This window comes from Stenotrophomonas sp. LMG 10879 (assembly GCF_002750935.1).
GTDB lineage: Bacteria > Pseudomonadota > Gammaproteobacteria > Xanthomonadales > Xanthomonadaceae > Stenotrophomonas > Stenotrophomonas lactitubi_B.
Genome location: NZ_PEJT01000007.1, coordinates 268,001 through 291,395, shown reverse-complemented (window position 1 = coordinate 291,395; position 23,395 = coordinate 268,001). Strand labels below are relative to the sequence as shown.

The window sequence follows — 23,395 nt, the reverse complement described above, 5'->3', positions numbered from 1 at the left end:
CTGCCCCTCTACAACGACAAGGCGAACCGCCTCGTCCCTCATGCCCTGAGTGATCTGTTTTGCCATGGGTCTACCTCGATGCTCGAAAATGATCCTATCGAGTGTCCAAGTTGATTAGACCACCGCAGTAAAGGAGGAGGGGGCGGCCGCAGGCCGGCGCCGGGGGACATTTGCCCAGACCCCTACCTGCCCCGGCGGGGCCCTTAAGCTGGCAGAGAGCCGGACGAAGACGCGCTCCAGAATCCCAGACGGCAGGCAAAAAAAGACCCGGCAGAGGGAGGGATCTGCCGGGTCCGGATTGCATGGGGGGAGGGACCCATGCAATGAGCGTGGGCGTCGCGCCAGTGGCTGTTGCCAGTCGCATCCGCCGTGCATTTGCGTTGATGCAATGCAGCATACGCCGATCATGCGGCAATGCAACAAAAAATACGAAGGCGCCGTTTCCGGTGCCTGGATCCCTTTCAGATCAATGGGTTGATCAGGCAGCAGGGCCGCGGTAGCGGCAGCCCGAGGTGCAGGTTTCGTGCACGGTGATCTCGCTCAATGCCGGCAGGCTGGGCTTGAGCTCGTTCCAGATCCACACCGCCAGATTCTCGCTGGTCGGGTTCTCCAGGCCGGGGATGTCATTGAGGTAGTGATGGTCCAGGCGGTCGTAGATCGGCTGGAACGCCGCCTTCACGTCGCCGAAATCCATGATCCAGCCGGTCTGCGCACCCGGCTCGCCCTCCACCTTCAGTTCCACCCGGAAGGAGTGGCCGTGCAGGCGCGCGCATTTGTGCCCCGGCGGCACGTTGGGGAGGCGGTGCGCCGCCTCGAGCATGAAGACTTTGAAGATTTCCATGTCGCGATTGTACGCCGCAGGCGCCGGATCAGCCCGGTCCCGCGTTGCCTTTCCGTGAAGAACTTCTTTTCATCCGGATGAAGAGATGATAGTTTCTCTTATATCCGTATGAAGAGATGTTATTGGCCGCAACCCGGCCAGGCATGGATTACTGCGGAACTTACCTCGTCCTTCCACTACCTCCCCCACATCGTCATGCCCCAGCACACCCTGCTCGTGGCGGCCCTGGCCGTCGCTCTGGCCGCGCCTTTGTCTGCCGCCGCCGAAACCACCGCCGACGCCAGCGGCGAAGCCAGCACCCTGGCTGCCGTGCGCGTCACCGGTTCCAACATCAAACGCGCCGATACCGAAGCCTCCAACCCTGTGCAGGTGATCGGCCGCCAGCAGCTGGAACAGACCGGCAAGGCCACCGTGGCCGATGTGCTGCGCTCGATCTCGGCCAACACCGGCAATGCCAGCAACGAGACCACCAACAACGGTTGGGCGTCGGGCTCGGCCGGCATCGGTCTGCGTGGCCTCTCGCAGAAGAACACGCTGGTGCTGCTCAACGGCCGTCGCCTGGCCAACTACGGCTTCCCGGCCGGCGGCCTGTCGGACACCTTCGTCGATCTCAACGCGCTGCCGCTGGTGGCCGTCGAACGCATTGAAGTGCTCAAGGATGGTGCATCGGCGGTGTACGGCAGCGATGCGGTGGCCGGCGTGGTCAACATCATCACCCGGCAGAACTTCGAAGGCGCCGAGATCGGCGGCAGCTTCGGTGGCGCCGACCAGGGCGGCCTGCACGAGCAGAACCTGAAGTTCGTGGGCGGTCTGGGCGACATCGACAAGGACGGCTACAACATCCTCTTCAGCCTGCAGGCCTACAACCGCGAGCGACTGGACCAGGACGAGCGCAACCTGACCAAGAGCGGCATCTACAGCGACCAGCCCGGCGGCCGCTGGAACGGCTGGTCGGCCAAGGGCGCACGCTATCTGGTCAATGGCACCTCCGTGCCGATGCTCGATGCCAACGGCAACTGCCCCACCGGCACCACCCGCGTGGCCAGTGCACCGATCGACGGTCTGGCCGGTGACACCTGCGGCTACAACCAGGCGCCGTACACCACCCTGATCCCTTCGACCAAGCGCTACCAGGCCTACGCCAACGGCACCTTCCGCCTCGGCGACAACGTCGAAGCGTTCGGCGAAGTGCTGTACAGCCAGATCAAGAGTGCTGCCTGGTTCGGCAGCAGCCCGTTCTTCACCCTGGAAAGCGGTCGCTTCGCACTGAACGCGCAGACCGGCCTGGCCGAGCCGGTGTCGTCCAACCTGCCGGCCGGCAATCCGTACAACCCGTACGGCCGCGCGATTCCGATCGAATACACCTTCTTCGACCTCGGCGGCACCATCAAGACCAACCGCTCCACCGCCTATCGCGGTGTGTTCGGGCTGCGTGGCAACACCGAGAAGTGGGACTGGGAAGTGGCCGCGTTCGGCGCGCGCAGCAGCGAGCGCGAAACCGTCTCCGGCGGCTTCGCCAACCGCTGGGCGCTGGCCAATGCGCTGGCGACCGGCAGCTACAACCTGCTGAACCCGGCGGCGACGCCGCAGTCGGTGCGCGATTCGATCAACATCGCCACCCTGCGTCCGGCCGAGTCGGTGCTGCAGGGCATTGATGCGAAGATCTCCGGCAGCCTCGGCCACACCTGGGCCGGTGACATCGGTTTCGCTGCCGGTGCCGAATGGCGCCGCGAGAAGCTTGATTCGAACAACCCGTGGCAGATCGACGCCGGCCTGCAGGTGCGCCCGGCGATTGCCGAAGTGCATGGCGAGCGCAAGGTCAGCGCCGCTTATGCCGAGGTCAACGTGCCGCTGGCATCGACCCTGGAGCTGTCCGCCGCCGCCCGCGCCGATCATTACGATGATTTCGGCGACGCGTTCTCGCCCAAGCTCGGCCTGCGCTGGCAGCCGCTGGATTTCCTGCTGGTGCGTGCGTCCGCGTCGAAGGGCTTCCGTGCGCCGTCGCTGTCGGAGAACTCCAACAGCACCAGCATCGCCTACGGCAGCGTGGTCGACCCGCGTGATCCGGACGTGCCGGGCTCGCGGCAGAACCCGACCTTCTTCACCGTCGGCAACAACGACCTGAAGCCGGAGCGTACCAAGAGCGTGAACTTCGGCGTGGTGCTGTCGCCGTGGGCGAACACCAACCTGAGCGTCGACTACTACCGCATCCAGCTGGACAACCTGGTCGGTACCAACAACACCCAGACCCTGGTCAACGACAACGTCGCCGGTGCCGTGCAGCGCGATGAGCGTGGCAAGCTGCAGGCGGTCTACAACCGCTACCAGAACCTGAGCGAGCTGAAGACTTCGGGCATCGACGTCGAGCTGCGCCAGCGCATCCCGACCACCGCCTTCGGTGACTTCACCGTGACCTCGGCCTACACCCACGTGCGCGACTACCGGCGCCCGACCGTGGTCGGTGGCCCGTTGGTGGACTATGCCGGCAGCAACCTTGGCGCCACCCTGCCGAAGAACAAGGCCACCACCACCCTGGACTGGAAGTACAGCGACTACACCGCTGCGGTGACCTGGTACTACACCAGTGGCTACGACCAGAAGGCCAGCACCGCCGCCGCCGCGGTGCAGAGCCGCGTCGATGCCTACAACCAGTTCGATCTGTACCTGGGCTACACCGGCATCGAGAACCTGACCGTCTATGCCAAGGTGCAGAACCTGGGTGACAAGACGCCGCCGTACGACGCTTCGTTCCCGGGCATCCGTGCGCCGTACGACTTCAGCCAGTACGACCTGCGTGGCCGCTACTTCACGCTGGGCTTCGATTACCGCTTCTGATCCACCCGCCGCGGCCGGCCACCCCGTGTGGCCGGCCGTGTTGCCATGTTTCTGGGGAGTCACCGTGTCCTTCCACCGCCGTGCTGTTTTCCCGCTGTTGCTTGCCGTCGCCACCGCCGTATCGCTGCCGTCTGCGGTGCATGCGCAGAGTGCCTATTTCTTCCCGAAGACCACCGATGCAGCGGCCTTCGATAGCGCCATTCCCACGCCGGAGCAGTTCCTCGGCTATCCGATCGGCAGCCGTTACACCCGCCACGACCAGCTGGTGGCTTACTTCCAGGAGCTGGCCAAGCACTCGGACAGGATCAGCGTGCGCGAGATCGGCCGCAGCTATGAGGGTCGCCCGCTGCTGATTGCCACGGTCACCGCTGCCGGCAATCACGCGCGGCTGGAACAGATCCGCCAGCAGCACGCGACCTTGGTTGATCCGGCGCAGCCGCGCAGCGCTGCCGGTGACAGTCCGGTGGTGGTGTGGCTGGGCTACAGCGTGCACGGCAACGAGACCTCCAGCGGCGAAGCGGCGATGCTGACCGCGTACTACCTGGTGGCCAACCGCAGCGCGGAAACGCAGCAGTGGCTGCAGCAGGCGGTGGTGCTGTTCGATCCGGCGCAGAATCCCGATGGCCGCGACCGCGCCGCCAACTGGCACAACGCCTGGGCGTCAGATCCGGCCTCGGCCGATCCGGCCGACAAGGAGCACGTTGAGCCGTTCCCGCAGGGCCGTACCAACCACTACTTCACCGATCTCAACCGCGATTGGCTGGCGCTGACCCAGCAGGATTCGCGACCCAAGGTAGCGCAGTTCCACCAGTGGTACCCGAACGTGCAGATCGACTTCCACGAGATGGGCAAGGACAGCACGTACTACTTCGAGCCATCGCCGAAGAGCATGCACAGTCCGTTGATCCCGGCAGCGTCGTACGAGTTCAACAAGACCCTGGCCAAGTACCATGCCCAGGCGCTGGATGCGCTGGGTTCGCTGTACTACACCGGTGAGAACTTCGACAATTTCTCGCCCGTGTACGGCTCGACCTATCCCGACTTCCACGGCGCGGTCGGCGTCACCGTCGAACAGGCCAGCTCGCGTGGTCGCGTGCAGGAATCGGTGAATGGACTGCTGACGTTCCCGTTCACCATCCGCAACCAGGTGGCCACCGGCTTGGGCACCGTGCGCGGTGCGGTGACCGAGCGCAGCGCCCTGTTCGATCTGCAGAAGCAGTTCTTCCAGAGCGCGCTGAAGCAGGCCGCGCAGCAGCCGGTAAAGAGCTTCGTGTTCGGCGATGCGCATGATCCGGCATTGACCCGACGCCTGCTGGAACTGCTGTTGCTGCACAGGATTGAAGTGCATGCGTTGGATCGCGCCGTCACCGTTGATGGCCAGCGTTTCGAAGCAGGCAGCGCCTACGTGGTGCCGGTGCAGCAGGCGCAGTTCCGGCTGGTCCATTCGATCTTCGCCGAGACCCCGCCGATCAAGGGCGACGTGTTCTACGGCAGCACCAGCTATGCGATCGCCCCGGCCTACGGCGTGGCCTCTGCTGGCAGCCGCAGCCGCATCGACGGCGGCGCCCGCGTGCTCGAGGTTCCCGCGGTACAGGGCGGAGTGATCGGCGGTGAAGCGGGCTTCGCCTACGTGATCGACTGGCGCGACTACAACGCGGGCCGCGCACTGGCCGGCCTGCAGGCCAAGGGCTTGTCCACGCGTGCCACCTTCCAGCCGTTCACCGCCAGCACCGCACAGGGTGACGTGGCCTTTGCTGGTGGCAGCATCGTGGTACCGGTCGCCGGGCAGCCACTGCAGGGCGCAGCGCTGCAGGAAGCGGTCGCCGCCGCAGCGCGGGCAGCCGGCGTGCAGGTGCATGCGCTGTCCAGTGGCCGCAGCCGCGATGGCATCGACCTGGGCAGTGATGGCGTCAAGGCACTACGCAAGCCAGCCGTCGCGCTGGTGATGGGCGAGGGCGTGGCCGCCACCGAAATCGGTTCGGCCTGGTTCCTGCTCGACCAGCAGCTCCGCCTGCCGGCCAGCAAACTGGACCCGCAGCAGCTGGGCAAGGTATCGCTGGACCGCTACACCACGATCGTGCTCTCCGGCGGCACCTACACCGGCATCGACGCAACCGCGGTAGCGGCATTGAAGCGCTGGATCCAGGCCGGTGGATCACTGGTCACCTATGGCAGCGCTTCAAAGTGGGCGATCGAACAGAAACTTGCCGACGGCGAGAAGCTGGGCAAGGAAGAGGACGCGGGAGACAGCGCGCGCCGCGCCTTCGGTGACCAGCGCGATATCGCCGCGATCGAGCGTGTCAGCGGCAACATCCTCAGTGCCGACGTCGACCCCAGCCATCCTTTGGCGTTCGGCGTGCCGCGCCGGCAACTGGCGATCAACAAGGAGAACACGGTCATCCTGCAGCCGAGCGCGAACGGGTTTTCCACGGTGGTGCGGATCGACGACACGCCGCGGGTGAACGGGTATCTGTCCGAGCGCAACCGCAGTCGCGTGGCCGGCAGTGCGTGGCTGCTGGTGTCGGCGCAGGGGCAGGGCAACGTGATCCTGTTTGCCGATGATCCGGCGCATCGCAAGTACTGGCATGGCACTGACCGGTTGCTGATCAATGCGATCTTCTTCGGGAATCTGGTGAATCCGACGAAAGCGCGGGGTTGAGGCATTACGCGCTTCGATTGATGCGTGTGGGGGAGGCCGGGCGGGCTGCGCAGGACACGCCGTAAACCCGTCCGTGGGGGCTCGATGGCGCCATCCATGGCGCCAACGGTCCTGCGCACCCCGCCCGGCCTCCCCTCGACAGTTTCCAGCGGGCGCGGACGCATCAAACCCAAGGCGGGGGCAAGGGCAAAAGCAAAAGCAAAAGCTGGAATTCCGGCTTTTGCTTTTGTCTTTGAATTTGAATTTGATTTTGATTTTGATTTTGATTTTGATTTTGATTTTGATTTTGATCCTTCTTCTCCCGGCTACCCGGCGGGACAAGTAGGCGCTGGAAATGTCTGAAGCGCTGGGGAGCGGGGTCGGCGCAAAACCGCAGGCGCCATGGATGGCGCCTACGAGCCCCCATGGATGGGTTTACGGCGTGTTTTGCGCCGACCCCGCTCCCCAACGCCCACACAAAACCAACCGCCAGCTCTCAAACCACCCGGCAGCCAGCAACAAAAAAGGGACGACGCGTTAGCGTCGTCCCTCGATAAGCAGCCCCCGCGCAGCGGGAGACGCCATCCCTGTCAGCTGGGATCAGCTGGCGCGACCGCCGCCACCACCCTGGCCGCGGCCACGGCCGCCACCCGTATTGGCACCGCCACCGCGACGCTGGCCCTGACCGGCACCTGCGCCCGCGCGCTGCTGGCCGTTGCCAGCGCCCTCGCGACGGCCACCGCCGGCCTTCTTCGGGCCTGCATGTGCATGACGCGGCGCATCGCCGTGCGGACGGCGCGCGTGGGTCTTGCGCGGCACGCGCTCGCCGGTATCGGCCTCGGCCTTGCCCGGAGCACTGTTGCCCCAGCGGATCGGCGTCTGCAGCTCGAAGCCCGGCACATCGCGGATGTCCATGTCGCGGCCGAGCAGGCGCACGATCGCGCGCAGCAGCTTCACTTCATCCTGCGCCACCAGCGAAATCGCTTCACCGGTCGCACCGTTGCGGCCGGTACGGCCAATGCGGTGCACGTAGTCTTCGGCCACCATCGGCAGATCGAAGTTGATCACCTTCGGCAGCTCGTTGATGTCGATACCGCGCGCGGCGATGTCGGTGGCCACCAGCACGGTGACACGGCCGGCCTTGAAGTCGCCCAGCGCACGCAGGCGCTGGCCCTGGCTCTTGTTGCCGTGGATCGCCGCGGTCTTGATTCCGGACTTTTCCAGGAACGCGGCCAGCTTGTCGCTGCCGTGCTTGGTGCGGGCAAACACCAGGGTCTGCTCGCGGCTGTCCTGCGCCAACAGGTGCAGCAGCAGATCGCGCTTGCGGCTGGCATCGACCGGATGCACCTTGTGGGTGATGGTCTCGGCCACGGTGTTCTTCGGCGTCACCTGGATCTGTTCCGGGTTGCGCATGAACTCCAGCGCCAACTGGCGGATGTTGTCCTCGAAGGTGGCCGAGAACAGCAGGGTCTGGCGGTTCTGCTTGGGCAGCTTGGCCAGGATGCGCTTGATCGAGGGCAGGAAGCCCATGTCCAGCATGCGGTCGGCTTCGTCCAGCACCAGCACTTCAATGCCGGACAGGTCGATGCTGCGACGCTCCAGGTGGTCGATCAGGCGGCCCGGGCAGGCCACCAGCAGGTCCACGCCGCGACGCAGGATGTCGAGCTGGTTGCCCATGCCGACGCCGCCGTAGATGCAGGCGCTGGGGATGCGCAGGTACTTGCTGTAACCGCGCAGGCTGTCATGCACCTGGGTGGCCAGCTCGCGGGTCGGTGCGAGGATCAGCGCGCGCGGCTTGCGCGGGCCGGTACGCACTTCCTGCGAGGCGGTGCCCAGATGCTGCAGCAGCGGCAGGCCGAACGCGGCGGTCTTGCCGGTGCCGGTCTGCGCGCCGGCCAGCAGGTCGCGACCGGCCAGCACCAGCGGGATCGCCTGCTGCTGGATCGGGGTCGGGGTTTCGTAGCCCTGCTCGGCGAGCGCACGCAGCAGGAAGGGCGCAAGGCCCAGGGATTCAAAAGACATCGAGATTGCTCCAAGTACAGTTAACGCCTGTCCGAACGGACAGACGGGGGCAGATCAAACTGATCGGCTGACTCGGAGCGTTCCCGTGAACCGCGCTGCGAGAATTGGGTGCAGCCAACGCGAAGCGCAGGCTGGAATGCGTGACGAACGGCGTCGGAGTGGGGGCGGGCGATGGGGCGGACCCCTGTCGCCGGCGATCCCGGAGGGAAACGGACGGCCGCTGCAGACCCGGATAGTCTAGCGGAAGGATGAGACCTGACGCAAAACAGGCTGTTCAGGTTGGGGTTTCCGGCAGGGCTGCGCCCTGCACCCGCCGAGGCCAAGGCAACGGCAACGTCAACAGCGGGCATTCCGTGGGATGGCGGGGTGGGTCCGGTTGCGGGGGCCGCTGCAAGTACGTCCATGTAAGCTCGGTCGCCGCTTGCTCGTGTGCGCTGTCCTGCGCACACGGCAAGACCGGGGTTGGGCGTCCTGCTCAACCCGCCCGAGGCATGCCTCGGGCCCATGCGGCTCACGCCCCCGCAACCGGACCCACCCCGCCTTCGACAGATTTCCGCGATCTGTCGGAATTGCATGGCCTGCTCTGGGTGGGTGTCGACCTTGGTCGACACGTAGATCCACGCCATGCGTGGATGCTCTTCGATGAATTGTCGAAATATTCGATTTCGATGGAGATTCATCCACGCATGGCGTGGATCTACCAACCGTCACCGGAAAACTGTCGAGGGTGGGGTGGTGTGGGCCTGCAGGACCGTTGGCGCCATGGATGGCGCCATCGAGCCCCCATGGATGGGTTCACGGCGTGTCCTGCAGGCCCACACCGCCCCGCCCAACCCACAGAAAACCCAGAGCCGGCTGTTGCCGTTGCTCCCGCCGTTGCTTTGGCTTGGCTCCGGCCTCTGCAGGTGCAGGGTGCAACCCTGCCGAACCCCCACTACGGTAGGGTGGGCCGATGCCGCGCTGCAGCTTGGCTGCACCGGATATTTGATTACACTTGAAACTTGTTTGCCCACGACTCCGGACACCCACCATGAAGCTTGGTTCCTTGAAGGAAGGCGGCCGCGACGGCACCCTGATCGTCGTCTCGCGTGACCTGCGCCACGGCGTGCGCGCCACCGGCATCGCCGCCACCCTGCAGTTGGCCCTGGAGGACTGGAGCCATCTGGCTCCGCGCCTGAACGCCCTGTATGACTCGCTCAATGCCGGTGACGCCGATGGCGTGTTCGACCTGGACCCGCAGGCCCTGGCCGCGCCGATGCCGCGCGCCTATGAATTCGTTGATGGCAGCGCCTACCTGCCGCACGTCGAGCGCGTCCGTCGCGCCCGCGGCGCCGAGGTGCCGGAGAGCTTCTACAGCGATCCGCTGATGTACCAGGCCACCAGTGCCGGCTTCTATGGCCCGCGCGACGCGGTCAAGGTGGTCAGCGAGGACTACGGCATCGACCTGGAAGCAGAGATCGTGGTGATCACCGACGACGTGCCGATGGCGGCCACCCCGGAGCAGGCCGCCGGCCACATCCAGCTGATCGGCCTGGTCAACGACGTCTCGCTGCGCAACCTGATCCCGGGCGAGCTGGCCAAGGGCTTCGGCTTCCTGCAGTCCAAGCCGCGATCGGCGTTGTCGCCGGTGTTCGTCACCCCCGATGAGCTGGGCGCTGCCTGGCAGGACAGCAAGGTGCACCTGCCGCTGCTGACCCACATCAACGATAAGTGGTTCGGCGCGCCGGAAGCCGGTATCGACATGCAGTTCAACTTCGCCCAGCTGGTCGCGCACGCGGCAAAGACGCGCCCGCTCAGCGCCGGCACCATCGTCGGCTCGGGCACCATCGCCAACGAAGACACAAGCAAGGGCGCGTCCTGCTTCGCCGAACAGCGCGTGGTGGAAACCCTGCGCGACGGCAAGCCGAGTACGCCGTTCATGTCCTTCGGCGACGTGGTGCGCATCGAAATGCTCGATGCCGCCGGCAACAGCATCTTCGGTGCGATCGAGCAGCGCATCGAACAGGCGGCCAAGCCCTGAGCATGGAGGCGGCGATGGAGATCCCGGTCGACGACGGCATCGTGCTGTACACCTACTGGCGATCCAGCGCCGCCTACCGCGTGCGCATCGGCCTGGCATTGAAAGGCCTGGCCTTCGAAGCACGACCGGTGCATCTGGTGCGTGAGGGCGGTGAGCAGCACCATGACGGCTACCGCAGGCTCAACCCGCAGCAGCTCGTGCCCACGCTGCTGCACGACGGTCACGTGCTGACCCAGTCACTGGCGATCCTGGAGTATCTGGAAGAACGCTTCCCGCAGGTGCCGCTGCTGCCGGCCGATGCCGCGGGCCGTGCACGGGTGCGGGCGCTTGCGCAACTGGTGGCCTGCGACATCCACCCGATCAACAACCTGCGGGTGATGCAGTACCTGGAGCGCGATCTGCAGTTGCCGGCCGATGCACGCACGCAATGGACGCTGCACTGGATGGCCGAGGGCTTCGCGGCGATGGAGGCGATGCTGGCCGCCAGCGCGGAGACAGGCACGTTCTGCCACGGTGACCGCCCGGGTCTGGCTGACATCTGCCTGCTGCCGCAGCTGTACAACGCGCACCGCTTCGGCCTGGATCTGGCGCCGTACCCGATCCTCCGCCGGATCGAGACCGCCTGCCAGCAGCTGGACGCATTCACCGGTGCACGCCCGGAAAACCAGGTCGACGCCGCCTGACGTGCCGCTGTGCTCGCCGGGCATGGCCCGGCGCTACCGGTCTCCGGCGCGCGCGGAATCGGCCACCAGCAGCTGCCGCAGGTCATCGCGGAACAGCCTGTAGGCGTCCTCGCGCCGCGCTTCATCCTTCTGCCGCAGCACCCAGGCCGGATGCACCGTGGCGTAACCACGGGTGCCATCGTCCAGCACGTGCCAGCGACCACGGTCGTGCATCAGGTTGAAGCCGCTGCCGAACAACGCGGTCGCTGCGGTGGCACCCAGGCAGACGATCACCTGCGGTTTCACCCGTGCGATCTCGCCCTGCAGCCACGGCCGGCAGGCGTGTACATGGCGACTCTCAGGGCGCTTGTGCAGGCGAAGCTTGCCGCGCCGTTCGTGGTGGAAATGCTTCACCGCGTTGGTCAGGTACAGCGTGCTGCGTTCGACGCCCAGTTCCTGCAGCGCGCGGTCCAGCAGCTTGCCGGCCGGGCCCGCGAAGGGACGGCCACTCAGGTCCTCGACATCGCCGGGCTGTTCGCCCACCAGCATGATGCGTGCATCGGCACGACCTTCGCCGAACACGGTCTGGGTGGATGCCTCCCACAACGGACACTGCCGGCAGACGGTCGCCTGCTGGCGCAGCGCCTGCAGGCTGCCATCGTCGGCAGTGGCATCGGCTGCACCGTTCTGCCGCGCTGGAATACGCCGTTGCGGCGCCTGTGCCGGCCGATCGTGCATCTCCTGCACGCGGCTGGCTGCATCGCGGACAAGGCCAGGCAACAACTGTGCTTCGGGAAGGTGCTTCCAGTACCGCGTGGGCATTTCCTGCTGCATCATCCGCGTGTTGAGCCGCGCCGGATTGAAGATGCTGGCGTAATAGGTCTGCCACAGCGTTTCGCGTGCGTCTTCGGCGGGGGCATCCTGACGGGTGCCGCCATCGCCGAACCATAGCGCGCTGCCATCCCACTGCACGCTGCGCGTGGGCGTCAGGATCGCCCAGCGCATGCCGGCGAAACGGCGGGCGAAGAACGGTGCAACGCGGTCGACGATGTTGTGATCGGGCTCGAACCAGGCGATGAACGCGTCGGTCTCGCCGGGCACCTCGCGGAAGCGCACGAAGGCCTTCATCTTGTGCGTATCGCGGCGCACCGCCTGCGCCAGCGCCATCAAACGCAGCACATCGGCATCGGCCGGATTGGACAGCACCGTGCGTTCGCCGTGGGCGATGCGCCACAGCAGGCGGTACAGCAGCGGCAGGCGCTGCGGATCGCGATGGCACAGGCAGGTCGCGGCCAGTTCCACGAAGTCGCGCGGCACGTTCGGTGCGATGGCACCGTCGGGCAACGGCGCCTGTTGCACCGCCGGCGCATCCAGCAATGACGGCTCGGAATCCACCCGCCAGTCCAGCTGTTCAGGGCGCACGCCGCGCAGCAACGCCTCCCGCGCCGCGTTGCGCCAGGCGTCCAGTGACCACGGCGGGTCCACCCGCAAAGACCAGCGTTGCATCTCAGGCAGCGGGCGCGGCATCGAACAGCGAGCCCTGGCGGGGTGGTGGGGCCAGCTTCGCGCGCAGTGCTGCCGGATCATCCAGCGCGCTGCGGGGATGGTGGTCGGCCAGTTGTACGAACGGCAGCAGCTTGCTCATCGGTGCCTTCAGCCGGGCCAGGTCGGCCACGCGCAGACGACCGTGGCGGCGTGCCATCAGCACGCGCTTGACGTTGCGCACGCCCAGCCCGGGCACCCGCAGCAGCAGCTCCTTCGGTGCACGGTTCAGGTCCACCGGGAAGCGCTCGGGATGGCGGATCGCCCAGGCCATCTTCGGGTCGATGTCCAGGTCCAGCATGCCGCCCTGGGTGGTGTCGGTGATCTCCTCCACGCCATAGCCATAGAAGCGCAGCAGCCAGTCGGCCTGGTACAGCCGGTGCTCGCGCTGCAGCGGCGGCGGTTGCAGCGGCAGCTGGCGGCTCGCATCGGGAATCGGGCTGAAGGCGGAGTAGTACACCCGGCGCATGCGGTAGTTGCCGTAAAGGCTGTCGGCGCTGGTCAGGATCTGCTGGTCACTGGCACCGTCGGCGCCGACGATCATCTGCGTGCTCTGCCCGGCCGGTGCGAAGCGGGGCGGGCGAGGGCGCGCGCTGCGGCTGGCAACCGGCGCGGTCACTGCCGGTGCCTTGCGGGCCTCCTTGGCTTCTTCGATGCGCCAGCGCAGCTCCCCCATCGCGCCGCGGATCGATGTGCTGGTCTTTTCCGGGGCGAGGGTGGCCAGGCCCGCCTCGGTGGGCAGTTCGACATTGATCGACAGGCGATCGGCGTAACGACCCGCAGCGGCCAGAAGCTCTGGCGATGCCTCGGGGATGGTCTTCAGGTGGATGTAGCCGGCGTACCGATGCTCCTCGCGCAGCCGTCGAGCCACCTCCACCATGCGTTCCATCGTGTAGTCCGCATTGCGGATGATGCCGCTGGAAAGGAACAGGCCCTCGATGTAGTTGCGCTTGTAGAAGTCCAGGGTGAGGGTGACCACCTCGTCCACGCTGAAACGCGCGCGCTGCACGTTGCTGGACACCCGGTTCACGCAGTAAGCGCAGTCGTAGACGCAGAAGTTGGTCAGCAGGATCTTCAGCAACGACACGCAGCGGCCATCGGGCGTGTAGCTGTGGCAGATGCCCATGCCTTCGGTACTGCCGATGCCGCCGGAGGCGCGCGAATCGCGCTTGCCCGCACCGCTGGAGGCGCAGGAGGCGTCGTATTTTGCGGCGTCGGCAAGAATGGCCAGCTTGCGTATGGTTTCCATTGAAGAAACCTACGCACGAGGGGTCTCATTGGATGAGACCGCTCCTTAATCCTTCAGGATTCCGCCGGGCATGGCCCGGCGCTACCGATGGGTCCATGCGCGGCGTTCGGGCGGCTCAGAACCCGTGGGTGATCGACGGTGCTGCCGCCGAGAAGTCCGCGTACGGATCATGCTCGCCGCTGCCGCCTTCGGACAGGCGGAACTTCAACGCCAGGCCATCGCGGGAGTCGGCCGCACGCAGGGCCTCTTCCTGATCGATGGTGCCGGCCTTGGCCAGGCGGAACAGGCACTGGTCGAAGCTCTCCATGCCTTCTTCCAGCGAGGCTTCCATCGCCGCCTTGATCTCGTGCACCTGGCCACGTCGCAGCAGGTCGCGGATCATCGGCGTGTTGATCAGTACTTCGGTGGCCGGCAGGCGGCGCCCCTCCTTGTTCTTCACCAGGCGCTGGCTGACCACCGCACGCAGGTTCAGCGCCAGGTTCATCAGCACGTTCTTGTGGGCGCTTTCCGGGAAGAAGTTGAGGATGCGCTCGATGGTCTGGTCGGCGTTGTTGGAGTGCAGGGTGGCCAGGCACAGGTGACCGGTTTCGGCGAAGGCGATCGCCGCCTCCATCGTTTCCGCATCCAGGATCTCACCGATCAGGATCACGTCGGGTGCTTCACGCATCGCATTCTTCAGCGCGTCGTGGAAGGTGTGGGTATCGAGCCCGACCTCGCGCTGGTTGACGATCGACATCTTGTGCTTGTGCAGGTACTCGATCGGGTCCTCGATGGTGAGGATGTGGCCGGTGGTGGTGCTGTTGCGGTGATCGATCATCGATGCCAGCGAGGTGGACTTGCCGGAGCCGGTGGACCCCACCACCAGCACCAGCCCGCGCGGGGTCATGATGACGTCCTTCAGCACCTGCGGCAGGTTGAGCTCTTCGATGCTCGGAATCCGGCTGCGGATGGCGCGGATGACCATGCCCACTTCACCGCGCTGCTTGAACACGTTGACGCGGAAACGCCCGGCATCGGCCAGGGCGATGGCCATGTTGAGCTCCAGCTCGCGCTCGAACTGGGGCACCTGGCCCTCGTCCATCAGCGAGTAGGCGATCTTCTTCACCATGCCCGGCGGCAGGCCGGTATTGCCGAGCGGATACAGCTTGCCCTCGATCTTGATGTACACCGGCGCGCCGGTGGTCAAGAACATGTCCGAAGCGTTCTTTTCGGTCATCAGCTTCAGGAAGTAGCCGATATCCATTGCGAATTTTCCCCAACGAAACTGCCGGTGCCCGTTGCAAGCACGGTACCGGCTTGACGACAATGGCCGCGAACCGACAACCGGTACGGCCTCCCCAATGAAACGACTTAGCTTCGCACGAATGCGCCACAGCCTGTATGTGATGGCGTTTGCATTCGCACTCTCTGCCCCCGCCTGGGCGCAGGACGGCGCGTTGGAACTGGCCCAGGCCCGGCAGGCGGTGGACAAAGCCACCCAGGCCGATGCCGACCAGTACGCCCCGGACCTGATCGGGCTGGCCCGTCAGGGACTGGAGCAGGCCCAGCGTGCCGCGGGCGACCGCCGCGAGCGCAAGAACGCACCGGCCCTGGCCCTGCGCGCTGCCGTTGACGCCGATCTGGCCCGTGCCCGCAGCGAGGAAGCCACGGCGACCGCACAGCTGCAGCTGCGCCGCAACGAGGTCAACCAGCTGCAACGCCAGTTGTCGACCGGGGAGGACCGCCGATGAAGACGATCTCCGCCCTGACCCTGGCCACGCTGCTGGCCCTGCCGGCGCTGGCCCTGGCCGCTGACAACCCGATGGTCGGCCAGCTGAGCCAGCGGCTGATGGCGATCCAGGCCAATCCGGACACCGCCGAGCTGGGCGCCTTCGAGCGCATGCAGGCGCAGCAGGCCATTGCGACCCTGGAGAAGGCCAAGCGCCGCGACCAGGAACTGGCTACCTATCTGGCCGAGCGCCGGGTCGAGATCGCCGAGACTGCCGTGCGGGCTGCGCTGGCCGCGCGTGAGGTCGACCGCCTGGAGCGCACCCGCAGCGACCTGCTGATCGAAGCCAGCCGCCGCGACGCTGCCCGCGCCCGCCAGGAAGCCGAGCAACTGCGGATGCAGGCGCAGATGCAGGCGGAAGAGGCCGAACGCCTGCGCCAGGCGGCCGAGGCCGAGACCCTGGCCCGCCAGGATGCCGAGAACGCCTTGACCAGCGTGGCCGGCAAGCAGCAGCAGCGCCTCAGCTCGGCCCAGCAGAACGCGGCCAAACTGGCTCGTGAGGAAGCCGAGCTGGTGTCCGGGCAGAAGCTGCCGGGCTCGAAGTTCGATGGCCGTGGCGAGGTCTTCACCTTCGCCGGTGACGCGTTCGCTGCCGGGGCCTCGAGCCTGTCCGGTGGCGCCCGCAACCAGGCCAAGGCGCTGGCCGAGTACGTGAACATCGGCAAGAAGGGCAGGATCCGCATCGAGGCCTATGACAGTGCCAATGGCGTCGGCCAGAAGCGGGCCGAGGCACTGCGCGATGCGCTGGTCTCCGCCGGCGTCGCCAGCAGCCGGATCCAGGTCGCGGGCAAGAAGGCGGCATCCACCCGGGCCCGCTCGGCCGAGGTCATCATCGCCCCGTAATTGCTTGATATTGTTTGTTTTTCGTTGTGTTGAGTATTCAGCCTGAACCCCGCCTCGGCGGGGTTCGGTCTTTTTGCCGCAGGGGCTTGAACCCCGTCCAGAGCAAGCGTAGGGTCAATTGTCCGGGACGCAATAACGCAGACCGGACGATGGGAGGGCCGGGCCGATGCAAGCAGGGCGCGAACCGCAGCAGATCGACGTGCGCAGGCCAGTGCCGCACGGCGTTGTGGGCACCCATGTGGGCATCGACCGGCACTCCTCCATGAACAACGCCCCGTGCCTTGCGGCCGGGGCGTTCGTGTATCTGTCGAAGGAGGTCCATCATGTTTGAAGATCAGCCCCAGAGCGAGATCGACGCCCGTCGCGCGCGCGATCCGGAGTTCCGGGCACTCCATGACCAGCACCGCAAGTTGAACAAGAAGTGCATGGATGCGGAGTTGGGTGTACTCCCGATCGATGATGTCACCCTGGGTCGAATGAAGCGCGAGAAGCTGCTGGCCAAGCAACGCCTTCTGCGAATGTACGAAACACCGCTCGCAAACTCGTCCCCCACGCATTGACGCACCCCGGTCGTGCCCGGAATGGCATGACCCGGCCATCGATGGCCCCGCCAGGCACTCCTGACCTGGCAACGCGGCGCCGCTGAACGCAGGCGTCGCGCCAAGGCACCACACGCGGTGGTGCCTTGGCCCTGCAGGCACGTCCCCCGATGCGGGCGGTACCGGTCTCCTCGTCGATCCGGGGCCGTCCGCATCCCTTTTTCCGCGCGCCGAGCGGGTGGGTGCCGACCGTTGGTCGGCACGCCTCCCGCCGGGCATGGCCCGGCGCTACAGAAACGGCTCCTGACTTTCGTCGCCATCCGTCGGATAATCACCGGTCCGGCCCTGCGTGGCGCGAACCGAAGTCCCCCGAATGCCTATCCATTCTTCCGTCCTCGAACTCATCGGCCAGACCCCGATCGTCAAGGCCCAGCGCCTGGACACCGGTGTCTGCGAGCTCTACCTGAAGCTCGAAAGCGCCAATCCGGGCGGATCGATCAAGGATCGCATCGGCCTGTCGATGATCGAGGCGGCAGAAAAGCGCGGCGACCTGAAGCCCGGCGCCACCTTGGTCGAAGGCACCGCCGGCAATACCGGCCTGGGCCTGGCACTGGTGGCCCAGCAGAAGGGCTACAAGCTGATCCTGGTGGTTCCGGACAAGATGAGCCGGGAGAAGATCTTCAACCTGAAGGCGATGGGTGCCGAAGTGCGCCTGACCCGCTCGGACGTGGCCAAGGGCCACCCGGAGTACTACCAGGACCTGGCCAAGACCATCGCCGAGCAGACCCCGGGCGCGTACTTCATCAACCAGTTCGGCAACCCGGACAACCCGGCCGCCCATGAATTCGGCACCGGCCCGGAGATCCTCGAGCAGATGGATGGCGATCTGGATGCCATCGTGTTCGGCTGCGGCAGCTCCGGCACCATGACCGGCCTGTCGCGCGCCTTCGCCACGCTGTCGCCGAAGACCGAACTGGTGCTGGCCGATCCGGTCGGCTCGATCCTGGCCGAATACATCAATGACGGCGTGCTCAACGACAAGTCGGGCAGCTGGCTGGTGGAAGGCATCGGCGAGGACTTCCTGCCCTCGATCTCCGACTTCAGCCGAGTGAAGCAGGCCTATGCCATCACCGACGCGGAGAGCTTCCACACTGCGCGCGAGCTGCTGGCCAAGGAGGGCATCCTCGGCGGTTCCTCCACCGGCACCCTACTGGCGGCGGCGCTGAAGTACTGCAAGGCGCAGACCACGCCGAAGAAGGTGCTGGTGCTGGTCTGCGATACCGGCAACAAGTACCTGTCGAAGATGTACAACGACTACTGGATGCTGGACAACGGCTTCCTTGAGCGCCCGCAGCACGGCGACCTGCGCGACCTGATCCTGCGCCCGTACGGCCAGCGCGACACGGTCGTGATCGGTCCGAACGACCTGCTGACCACCGCCTACCAGCGCATGAAGCTGTACGACGTGTCGCAGCTGCCGGTGATGGACGGCGACCAGCTGGTCGGCATCGTCGATGAAAGCGACGTGCTGCTGCATGTCTATGGCGATGAAGCACGCTTCCGCGACCCGGTGGCCACCGCCATGGTCAGCAAGCTGGACCGCCTGGATGTGAAGTCGCCCATCGAGGCCCTGCTGCCGGTGTTCGACCGCGGCCAGGTGGCCATCGTGATGGATGGTGACGCGTTCCTGGGCCTGATCACCCGCATCGACCTGCTCAATTACCTGCGTCGGCGCGTTCAGTAAGGCGTTTATCGCCGCAGATCGCTGCTGAATCCCGGTTTATCCGCGTCAAAGCTCGTTAAGGCCGCGCTGATAGACTCCCGCTCCTTCGACGGCGCCGGTCATCGGCGCCAATCAGGAAACGACATGTCCCACGCTTCTTCCCCGGACCGCGCGCTGGCGCTGGCCACCCTGGCCATCCATGGCGGCCAGTCGCCCGACCCGAGCACCGGCGCGGTGATGCCGCCGATCTACGCCACCTCGACCTATGCGCAGTCCAGCCCGGGCGAGCATCAGGGCTTTGAGTACTCGCGTACCCACAACCCGACCCGCTTCGCCTACGAGCGTTGCGTGGCATCCCTGGAAGGCGGCACCCGCGGCTTTGCCTTCGCCTCGGGCATGGCGGCCAGCTCGACCGTGATCGAACTGCTGGATGCCGGCAGCCACGTGGTGGCGATGGACGACATCTACGGCGGCAGCTTCCGCCTGTTCGAGCGTGTGCGCCGCCGCACCGCCGCACTGGACTTCAGCTTTGTCGACCTGACTGATCTGGCGGCGTTCGAAGCGTCCATCACGCCGAAGACCAAGATGGTGTGGATCGAGACCCCCACCAACCCGATGCTGAAGATCGTCGACATCGCCGCGGTCGCCGCCATCGCCAAGCGCCATGGCCTGATCGTGGTGGTCGACAACACCTTCGCCTCGCCGATGCTGCAGCGTCCGCTTGAGCTGGGCGCGGACCTGGTGCTGCACTCGGCCACCAAGTACCTCAATGGCCACTCGGACATGGTCGGTGGCATGGTCGTGGTCGGCGACAACGCCGAACTGGCCGAGCAGATGGCCTTCCTGCAGAACTCGGTGGGTGGCGTGCAGGGTCCGTTCGACAGCTTCCTGGCGCTGCGTGGCCTGAAGACCCTGCCGCTGCGCATGAAGGCGCACTGCGCCAACGCGATGGCACTGGCACAGTGGCTGGAAAAGCACCCGGCGGTGGAGAAGGTGATCTACCCGGGCCTGGCCTCGCACCCGCAGCATGAGCTTGCGGGCAAGCAGATGGCCGGCTACGGCGGCATCGTCTCGATCGTGCTGAAGGGCGGTTTCGACGCGGCCAAGCGCTTCTGCGAGAAGACCGAACTGTTCACCCTGGCCGAGTCGCTGGGCGGCGTGGAAAGCCTGGTGAACCATCCGGCGGTGATGACCCATGCGTCGATTCCGGTGGCGCGTCGCGAGCAGTTGGGCATCAGTGATGCGCTGGTGCGGCTGAGCGTGGGGGTTGAGGACCTGGGGGATCTGCAGGTGGATCTGGAACGGGCGTTGGCGGCAGGGAATCGCTGATCCATGCAGAAGCATGCAAATCTCCTGTTCCTGTTCCGGCAGTTGCTAGGTCGTGAGCTGGCAGCCCGTTATCGCACCACCGTGCTCGGTGTGTTGTGGTTGGTGCTGCAGCCATTGCTGATGCTCAGCGTCTATACGCTGGTATTCAGTGGCGTCTTCAAGGCGCGCTGGGCGGGCGCCGAATCCACTGGTGATTTCGCGCTGATGCTGTTCGCAGGCCTTGTGCCGTTTACCTTGCTGTCGGAGGTGCTGATCACCGCGCCGGGCATCATCGCTGGTCAACCCAACTTCGTTAAGAAGGTGGTGTTCCCGCTCCCAATGCTGTCTATTGTCAAGGTTGCGGCCGCACTGACCACGTCGGCAATCGGCTTGGCCATCCTGTTGATCGTGTTGACCTGGCAGTCCGGTCCGCCTTCGCCTTGGGCACTGGTCTCGCCGCTGATCCTGCTGGAAATGACCCCCATGCTGCTGGCCATCGCCTGGTCGCTGTCGGCATTGGGCGTATACCTGCGCGACATCGGCCAGTTTGTCGGCATCCTCAGCAGCGTGCTGCTGTTCCTCAGTCCGATCTTCTTCCCGGCACATGCGATGCCGGCGGCGGCCAAGGGGCTGGTGTACTTCAACCCTCTGGTGACTCCAATTGAACAGCTGCGGGCGGTAACGCTGCAGAACACGGCACCTGACCTGGCCGTGCTGCTGCCGCATTTCCTGCTGTCGATTGTGGCGGCCATGATTGCCTATGCTCTTTTCCGTCGCCTGTCGCGCGGTTTCTCGGACGTCCTATGACCAACACACAGCCCGCCCCGATGCAGGGCAACGCCGATTCGGCGATCGAAGTGCTGGGTGTGACCAAAGACTATCCGGTCTATGCCAGCCCACGCGATCGTTTGCTGTCATTGCTCAAGCCCTCCGGTGATCGTACCAGCCGCACCTTCCGTGCCCTGGATGGTGTCAATCTGGTTGTACCCCGAGGGGAAACCGTTGGCATCATCGGTCGCAATGGCGCCGGCAAGTCCACGCTGCTGCAGATATTGTGCGGCACCGTGCGACCCACCTCCGGTTCGGTTGCCATCCACGGCCGCTTTGCAGCTCTGCTGGAACTGGGAGCGGGATTCAATCCTGATTTCTCCGGGCGTGACAACGTCTACCTGAGTGCATCGCTGCTCGGCCTGAGTCGCAGGGAAGTGGATGACAAGCTGCAGTCGATCATCGAATTCGCTGATATTGGTGATTTCTTCGACCGTCCGGTAAAGACGTACTCCAGCGGCATGTATGTACGCCTCGCGTTCTCCGTGGCCATCCACACCGAGCCGGACGTACTGATCATCGATGAAGCCCTGTCGGTAGGCGACATCCGCTTCCAGATGAAGTGCCTGGCAAGGATCGAGCAGATCCGCGCGCGCGGCGCCACCATCCTGTTCGTCTCCCATTCGCTGGAGCAGGTAAAGCGCTTCTGCCAGACCGCCTTGTGGCTTGAGGGGGGCAAGGTCAAGCTGCACGGTGAGGCAAGTTTTGTCGCCGACCGCTTCCGCGATTATGAGTTGGGGCGCGAACAGGCCAGCGAGACGGCGACCGAGTCGTGCCGTGCGCCCCGTCCGGACAGCATCCCCGCGCACCTGGAGACCGTTGCGCTGAGTACCGACATGCTTGCGCCGTTCGAGCCGCTGAGCGTGGATATCAGCTACACCGTGGTCGATGACACTGTGCAGGGGCTGTTGCTTGGTGTGGCCATCAAGGGCATGGATGGCCTGCATATATTCGGCCCCAACACCTATCTGGAACGCGTGCAGATCCCAACCTCACGCGGGTCGCACAGGGTCACCTACCACATCCCGTCGATGACCCTGCTTACCGGCACCTACCGTATCGATGTTGGCCTGTTCACCGACAAGGGTCTTGTCTGTCTGGACTATCTGTCCGAAGCCAGCGTGTTCACCGTGGCCGCGCCGTACTTCAGTGAAGGCGTGGTCTATATCCCCCATGAGTGGAAGGTCCATGACGTCGACGCTTCTTGATATCCCGTTCGACCACTACCAGCGTTACGGTGCGGCCGCGTACCTGTTGAACGCACTGGACCTGGCCGCGCCACGCGTTCTGGAGGTCGGTGCCAACCGCCAGCGATTGCTGGGTCAGTTCCTGCCGGATGCTTCGTTCCTGTACACCGATCTGCACGCCGAAGGTGACGAAAAGGATTTCATCGTTGCCGACGCGACGGCCCTGCCATTCCCTGACCAGGGTTTTGACGCGGTGGTCTCGCTGGACGTGCTGGAGCACATTCCGGCACCCCTGCGGGCGCGCGCGGCTGCGGAAATGGCGCGCGTTGCTGGCCGTGCGGTCATTGTCGGTTTCCCGCCGGAGCAGGAGTGGGTCAAGGCAGCCGAGGTGGACGCGAACAACCGCTGGTTCGAGCTGTTCGGCGAGGATTACGTCTGGTTGCAGGAGCACAAGGAATTCGGCCTGGTCGATACTGCCGAGATCGTCGCCACGTTCGAGGCCGCAGGCCTGACCGTGCTGCGTTTCGGTCAGGGCAATGCCGAGCTGTGGGCCAGCTTGATGGGGGCACATTTCATCAAGGTGAAGTTCCCCGAGCTGGAACCGCTGGTGAGCGCAGCTGATCGTCTGTACAACAGCCGCGTGTTCGCCGGCGACCACAGCGACCAGCCCTATCGCGAATACTGCGTGGCGCTGCGCCTTGACAGCGATGTCTACCGGTTGCGGGCGGAGCCGCCCTTCCAGGCTGGGCAGGACGAAGAAGCCACCGCGCTGCTGAAGGGCCTGGCCCGTGGCCTGCGCGACCTTGCCGTGCGTACGCGCAATTCGGAAGCCGAATGGGAAGCGACCGCGCGTGCACTCGATGCCTACATCGTGGACCTGGACTCGGCCAAGCGCGAATGGGGCGATACGGCCCGTTACGCGCTGGAACTGCAGGCGGCCAAGGAAGCTGGCGATGCTCATTGGCTGACTCAGCAGCAGCAATGGGAATACCGCGACCAGCAATGCCGGCAGGAACTGGCACTGGCCAATGAGCGCAACGAGCAGCTGATCACAGAGGCATCCCTCATCGAACAGCGCGCCGAACAGGCCCGTCAGAAGAGCGCTGATGAGTTCGAACACCAGGCAGCTGCCTACGCGCGTTCGCGCAGGAAGTGGAAGGTCGCAATGCTGCTGGTAGGCATCGGTGGCGCCGCTGCAGGGGGCCTGCTGGGCTGGGCGGTCCTTTGAACCACTATGAATTTTGCAGCGTGTACGTGCTGAACAAGAGAGGAAACACTTGATGTCCAAGCTGCGCAACTTGACCAGAGGGATCTACTGGGGCCTGCGCCGAGCGAAGGGCCAAGGCATTCCCCTGCGTTCGATCTTTTCTGCCTTGGTGCGTGCATCGCG

General features: G+C 65.4%; 18 protein-coding genes and 1 pseudogene. 14 read left to right on the top strand and 5 right to left on the bottom strand.

What is annotated here, in order from left to right; genetic code table 11:
* Window positions 1-478: 478 nt before the first annotated feature.
* Window positions 479-841 (bottom strand): 6-carboxytetrahydropterin synthase QueD, encoded by a 363-nt coding sequence (gene queD, locus CR919_RS13335; protein ID WP_049444904.1) that lies wholly within the window; start codon window positions 839-841, stop codon window positions 479-481.
* Window positions 842-1,036: 195 nt separating this feature from the next.
* On the opposite strand from queD, the gene CR919_RS13330 reads away from it, so the two are divergent.
* The 3 genes from CR919_RS13330 to CR919_RS13320 all read left to right on the top strand — a co-directional run bounded on the left by CR919_RS13330 (window position 1,037) and on the right by CR919_RS13320 (window position 6,677).
* Window positions 1,037-3,676, top strand: coding sequence for a TonB-dependent receptor (locus tag CR919_RS13330; protein ID WP_099820410.1), 2,640 nt, complete (start codon window positions 1,037-1,039; stop codon window positions 3,674-3,676).
* Window positions 3,677-3,740: 64 nt separating this feature from the next.
* Window positions 3,741-6,335, top strand: coding sequence for a M14 family zinc carboxypeptidase (locus tag CR919_RS13325; RefSeq protein ID WP_099820409.1), 2,595 nt, complete (start codon window positions 3,741-3,743; stop codon window positions 6,333-6,335).
* A 96-nt stretch (window positions 6,336-6,431) separates the two neighbouring features.
* The gene (locus CR919_RS13320) at window positions 6,432-6,677 is read left to right on the top strand and encodes a hypothetical protein (protein WP_099820408.1); all 246 of its coding nucleotides are present in this window, start codon (window positions 6,432-6,434) and stop codon (window positions 6,675-6,677) included.
* Between the two features lie 237 nt (window positions 6,678-6,914).
* Here CR919_RS13320 and CR919_RS13315 read toward each other — a convergent pair whose 3' ends face one another.
* Entirely contained in the window at window positions 6,915-8,336 is a 1,422-nt protein-coding gene (locus CR919_RS13315; protein ID WP_099820407.1) for a DEAD/DEAH box helicase, read from the bottom strand.
* 1,030 nt (window positions 8,337-9,366) lie between these two features.
* Between CR919_RS13315 and CR919_RS13300 the strand changes: the two genes are divergently transcribed.
* Together CR919_RS13300 and maiA are read left to right on the top strand one after the other, a co-directional pair.
* Window positions 9,367-10,356 carry a fumarylacetoacetate hydrolase family protein gene (locus CR919_RS13300; RefSeq protein ID WP_099820405.1) on the top strand — a complete coding sequence of 330 codons (990 nt, stop codon included), beginning with the start codon at window positions 9,367-9,369 and terminating at the stop codon, window positions 10,354-10,356.
* Between the two features lie 14 nt (window positions 10,357-10,370).
* A complete protein-coding gene (gene maiA, locus CR919_RS13295) occupies window positions 10,371-11,039 on the top strand; it encodes a maleylacetoacetate isomerase (RefSeq protein ID WP_099820426.1) in 669 nt (222 codons plus the stop codon).
* Window positions 11,040-11,072: 33 nt separating this feature from the next.
* Here the strand turns inward: maiA and CR919_RS13290 are convergent, their stop codons facing one another.
* The 3 genes from CR919_RS13290 to CR919_RS13280 all read right to left on the bottom strand — a co-directional run bounded on the left by CR919_RS13290 (window position 11,073) and on the right by CR919_RS13280 (window position 15,052).
* Window positions 11,073-12,545, bottom strand: coding sequence for a UdgX family uracil-DNA binding protein (locus CR919_RS13290; protein ID WP_099820404.1), 1,473 nt, complete (start codon window positions 12,543-12,545; stop codon window positions 11,073-11,075).
* Window positions 12,526-13,809, bottom strand: a complete 1,284-nt coding sequence (locus CR919_RS13285; RefSeq protein WP_099820403.1) for a putative DNA modification/repair radical SAM protein — start codon at window positions 13,807-13,809, stop codon at window positions 12,526-12,528. Before CR919_RS13285 ends, CR919_RS13290 begins: the two co-directional genes overlap by 20 nt.
* 115 nt (window positions 13,810-13,924) lie before the next feature.
* On the bottom strand, window positions 13,925-15,052 hold the full coding sequence (locus CR919_RS13280) for a PilT/PilU family type 4a pilus ATPase (RefSeq protein ID WP_099820402.1): 1,128 nt from the start codon (window positions 15,050-15,052) through the stop codon (window positions 13,925-13,927).
* Window positions 15,053-15,173: 121 nt separating this feature from the next.
* On the opposite strand from CR919_RS13280, the gene CR919_RS13275 reads away from it, so the two are divergent.
* The 9 genes and pseudogenes from CR919_RS13275 to CR919_RS13240 all read left to right on the top strand — a co-directional run bounded on the left by CR919_RS13275 (window position 15,174) and on the right by CR919_RS13240 (window position 23,233).
* A complete protein-coding gene (locus CR919_RS13275) occupies window positions 15,174-15,539 on the top strand; it encodes a DUF4398 domain-containing protein (protein ID WP_099820401.1) in 366 nt (121 codons plus the stop codon).
* Window positions 15,536-16,420, top strand: coding sequence for an OmpA family protein (locus CR919_RS13270; protein ID WP_099820400.1), 885 nt, complete (start codon window positions 15,536-15,538; stop codon window positions 16,418-16,420). Before CR919_RS13275 ends, CR919_RS13270 begins: the two co-directional genes overlap by 4 nt.
* Before the next feature lie 323 nt (window positions 16,421-16,743).
* Window positions 16,744-16,980, top strand: coding sequence for a YdcH family protein (locus tag CR919_RS13265; RefSeq protein WP_099820399.1), 237 nt, complete (start codon window positions 16,744-16,746; stop codon window positions 16,978-16,980).
* A gap of 352 nt (window positions 16,981-17,332) precedes the next feature.
* Window positions 17,333-18,703: a pyridoxal-phosphate dependent enzyme gene (locus tag CR919_RS13260; protein WP_099820398.1), complete on the top strand. Its 1,371-nt coding sequence runs from the start codon at window positions 17,333-17,335 to the stop codon at window positions 18,701-18,703.
* 123 nt (window positions 18,704-18,826) lie between these two features.
* A complete protein-coding gene (locus tag CR919_RS13255) occupies window positions 18,827-20,011 on the top strand; it encodes a cystathionine gamma-synthase (RefSeq protein WP_099820397.1) in 1,185 nt (394 codons plus the stop codon).
* A gap of 3 nt (window positions 20,012-20,014) precedes the next feature.
* A complete protein-coding gene (locus CR919_RS13250; RefSeq protein WP_099820396.1) occupies window positions 20,015-20,797 on the top strand; it encodes an ABC transporter permease in 783 nt (260 codons plus the stop codon).
* Window positions 20,794-22,026, top strand: coding sequence for an ABC transporter ATP-binding protein (locus tag CR919_RS13245; protein WP_343124858.1), 1,233 nt, complete (start codon window positions 20,794-20,796; stop codon window positions 22,024-22,026). Before CR919_RS13250 ends, CR919_RS13245 begins: the two co-directional genes overlap by 4 nt.
* Window positions 21,992-22,273: pseudogene (locus CR919_RS21355) on the top strand (wsae); the annotation flags it as partial. The gene CR919_RS13245 and the pseudogene CR919_RS21355, both read left to right, overlap by 35 nt.
* A 48-nt stretch (window positions 22,274-22,321) precedes the next feature.
* Entirely contained in the window at window positions 22,322-23,233 is a 912-nt protein-coding gene (locus tag CR919_RS13240; RefSeq protein WP_243380163.1) for a wsae, read from the top strand.
* Window positions 23,234-23,395 lie beyond the last annotated feature (162 nt).

Bases quoted from the DNA above. Each gene is read 5' to 3' on its own strand.
- CR919_RS13300 (WP_099820405.1), top strand. From the start codon at position 9,367: ATGAAGCTTGGTTCCTTGAAGGAAGGCGGCCGCGACGGCACCCTGATC.
- CR919_RS13320 (WP_099820408.1), top strand. From the start codon at position 6,432: ATGGCGCCAACGGTCCTGCGCACCCCGCCCGGCCTCCCCTCGACAGTT.
- queD (WP_049444904.1), bottom strand. From the start codon at position 841: ATGGAAATCTTCAAAGTCTTCATGCTCGAGGCGGCGCACCGCCTCCCC.
- maiA (WP_099820426.1), top strand. From the start codon at position 10,371: ATGGAGATCCCGGTCGACGACGGCATCGTGCTGTACACCTACTGGCGA.
- CR919_RS13255 (WP_099820397.1), top strand. From the start codon at position 18,827: ATGTCCCACGCTTCTTCCCCGGACCGCGCGCTGGCGCTGGCCACCCTG.
- CR919_RS13245 (WP_343124858.1), top strand. From the start codon at position 20,794: ATGACCAACACACAGCCCGCCCCGATGCAGGGCAACGCCGATTCGGCG.
- CR919_RS13275 (WP_099820401.1), top strand. From the start codon at position 15,174: ATGCGCCACAGCCTGTATGTGATGGCGTTTGCATTCGCACTCTCTGCC.
- CR919_RS13270 (WP_099820400.1), top strand. From the start codon at position 15,536: ATGAAGACGATCTCCGCCCTGACCCTGGCCACGCTGCTGGCCCTGCCG.
- CR919_RS13240 (WP_243380163.1), top strand. From the start codon at position 22,322: ATGGCGCGCGTTGCTGGCCGTGCGGTCATTGTCGGTTTCCCGCCGGAG.
- CR919_RS13265 (WP_099820399.1), top strand. From the start codon at position 16,744: ATGTTTGAAGATCAGCCCCAGAGCGAGATCGACGCCCGTCGCGCGCGC.
- CR919_RS13290 (WP_099820404.1), bottom strand. From the start codon at position 12,545: ATGCCGCGCCCGCTGCCTGAGATGCAACGCTGGTCTTTGCGGGTGGAC.
- CR919_RS13330 (WP_099820410.1), top strand. From the start codon at position 1,037: ATGCCCCAGCACACCCTGCTCGTGGCGGCCCTGGCCGTCGCTCTGGCC.
- CR919_RS13250 (WP_099820396.1), top strand. From the start codon at position 20,015: ATGCAGAAGCATGCAAATCTCCTGTTCCTGTTCCGGCAGTTGCTAGGT.
- CR919_RS13285 (WP_099820403.1), bottom strand. From the start codon at position 13,809: ATGGAAACCATACGCAAGCTGGCCATTCTTGCCGACGCCGCAAAATAC.
- CR919_RS13315 (WP_099820407.1), bottom strand. From the start codon at position 8,336: ATGTCTTTTGAATCCCTGGGCCTTGCGCCCTTCCTGCTGCGTGCGCTC.
- CR919_RS13260 (WP_099820398.1), top strand. From the start codon at position 17,333: ATGCCTATCCATTCTTCCGTCCTCGAACTCATCGGCCAGACCCCGATC.
- CR919_RS13280 (WP_099820402.1), bottom strand. From the start codon at position 15,052: ATGGATATCGGCTACTTCCTGAAGCTGATGACCGAAAAGAACGCTTCG.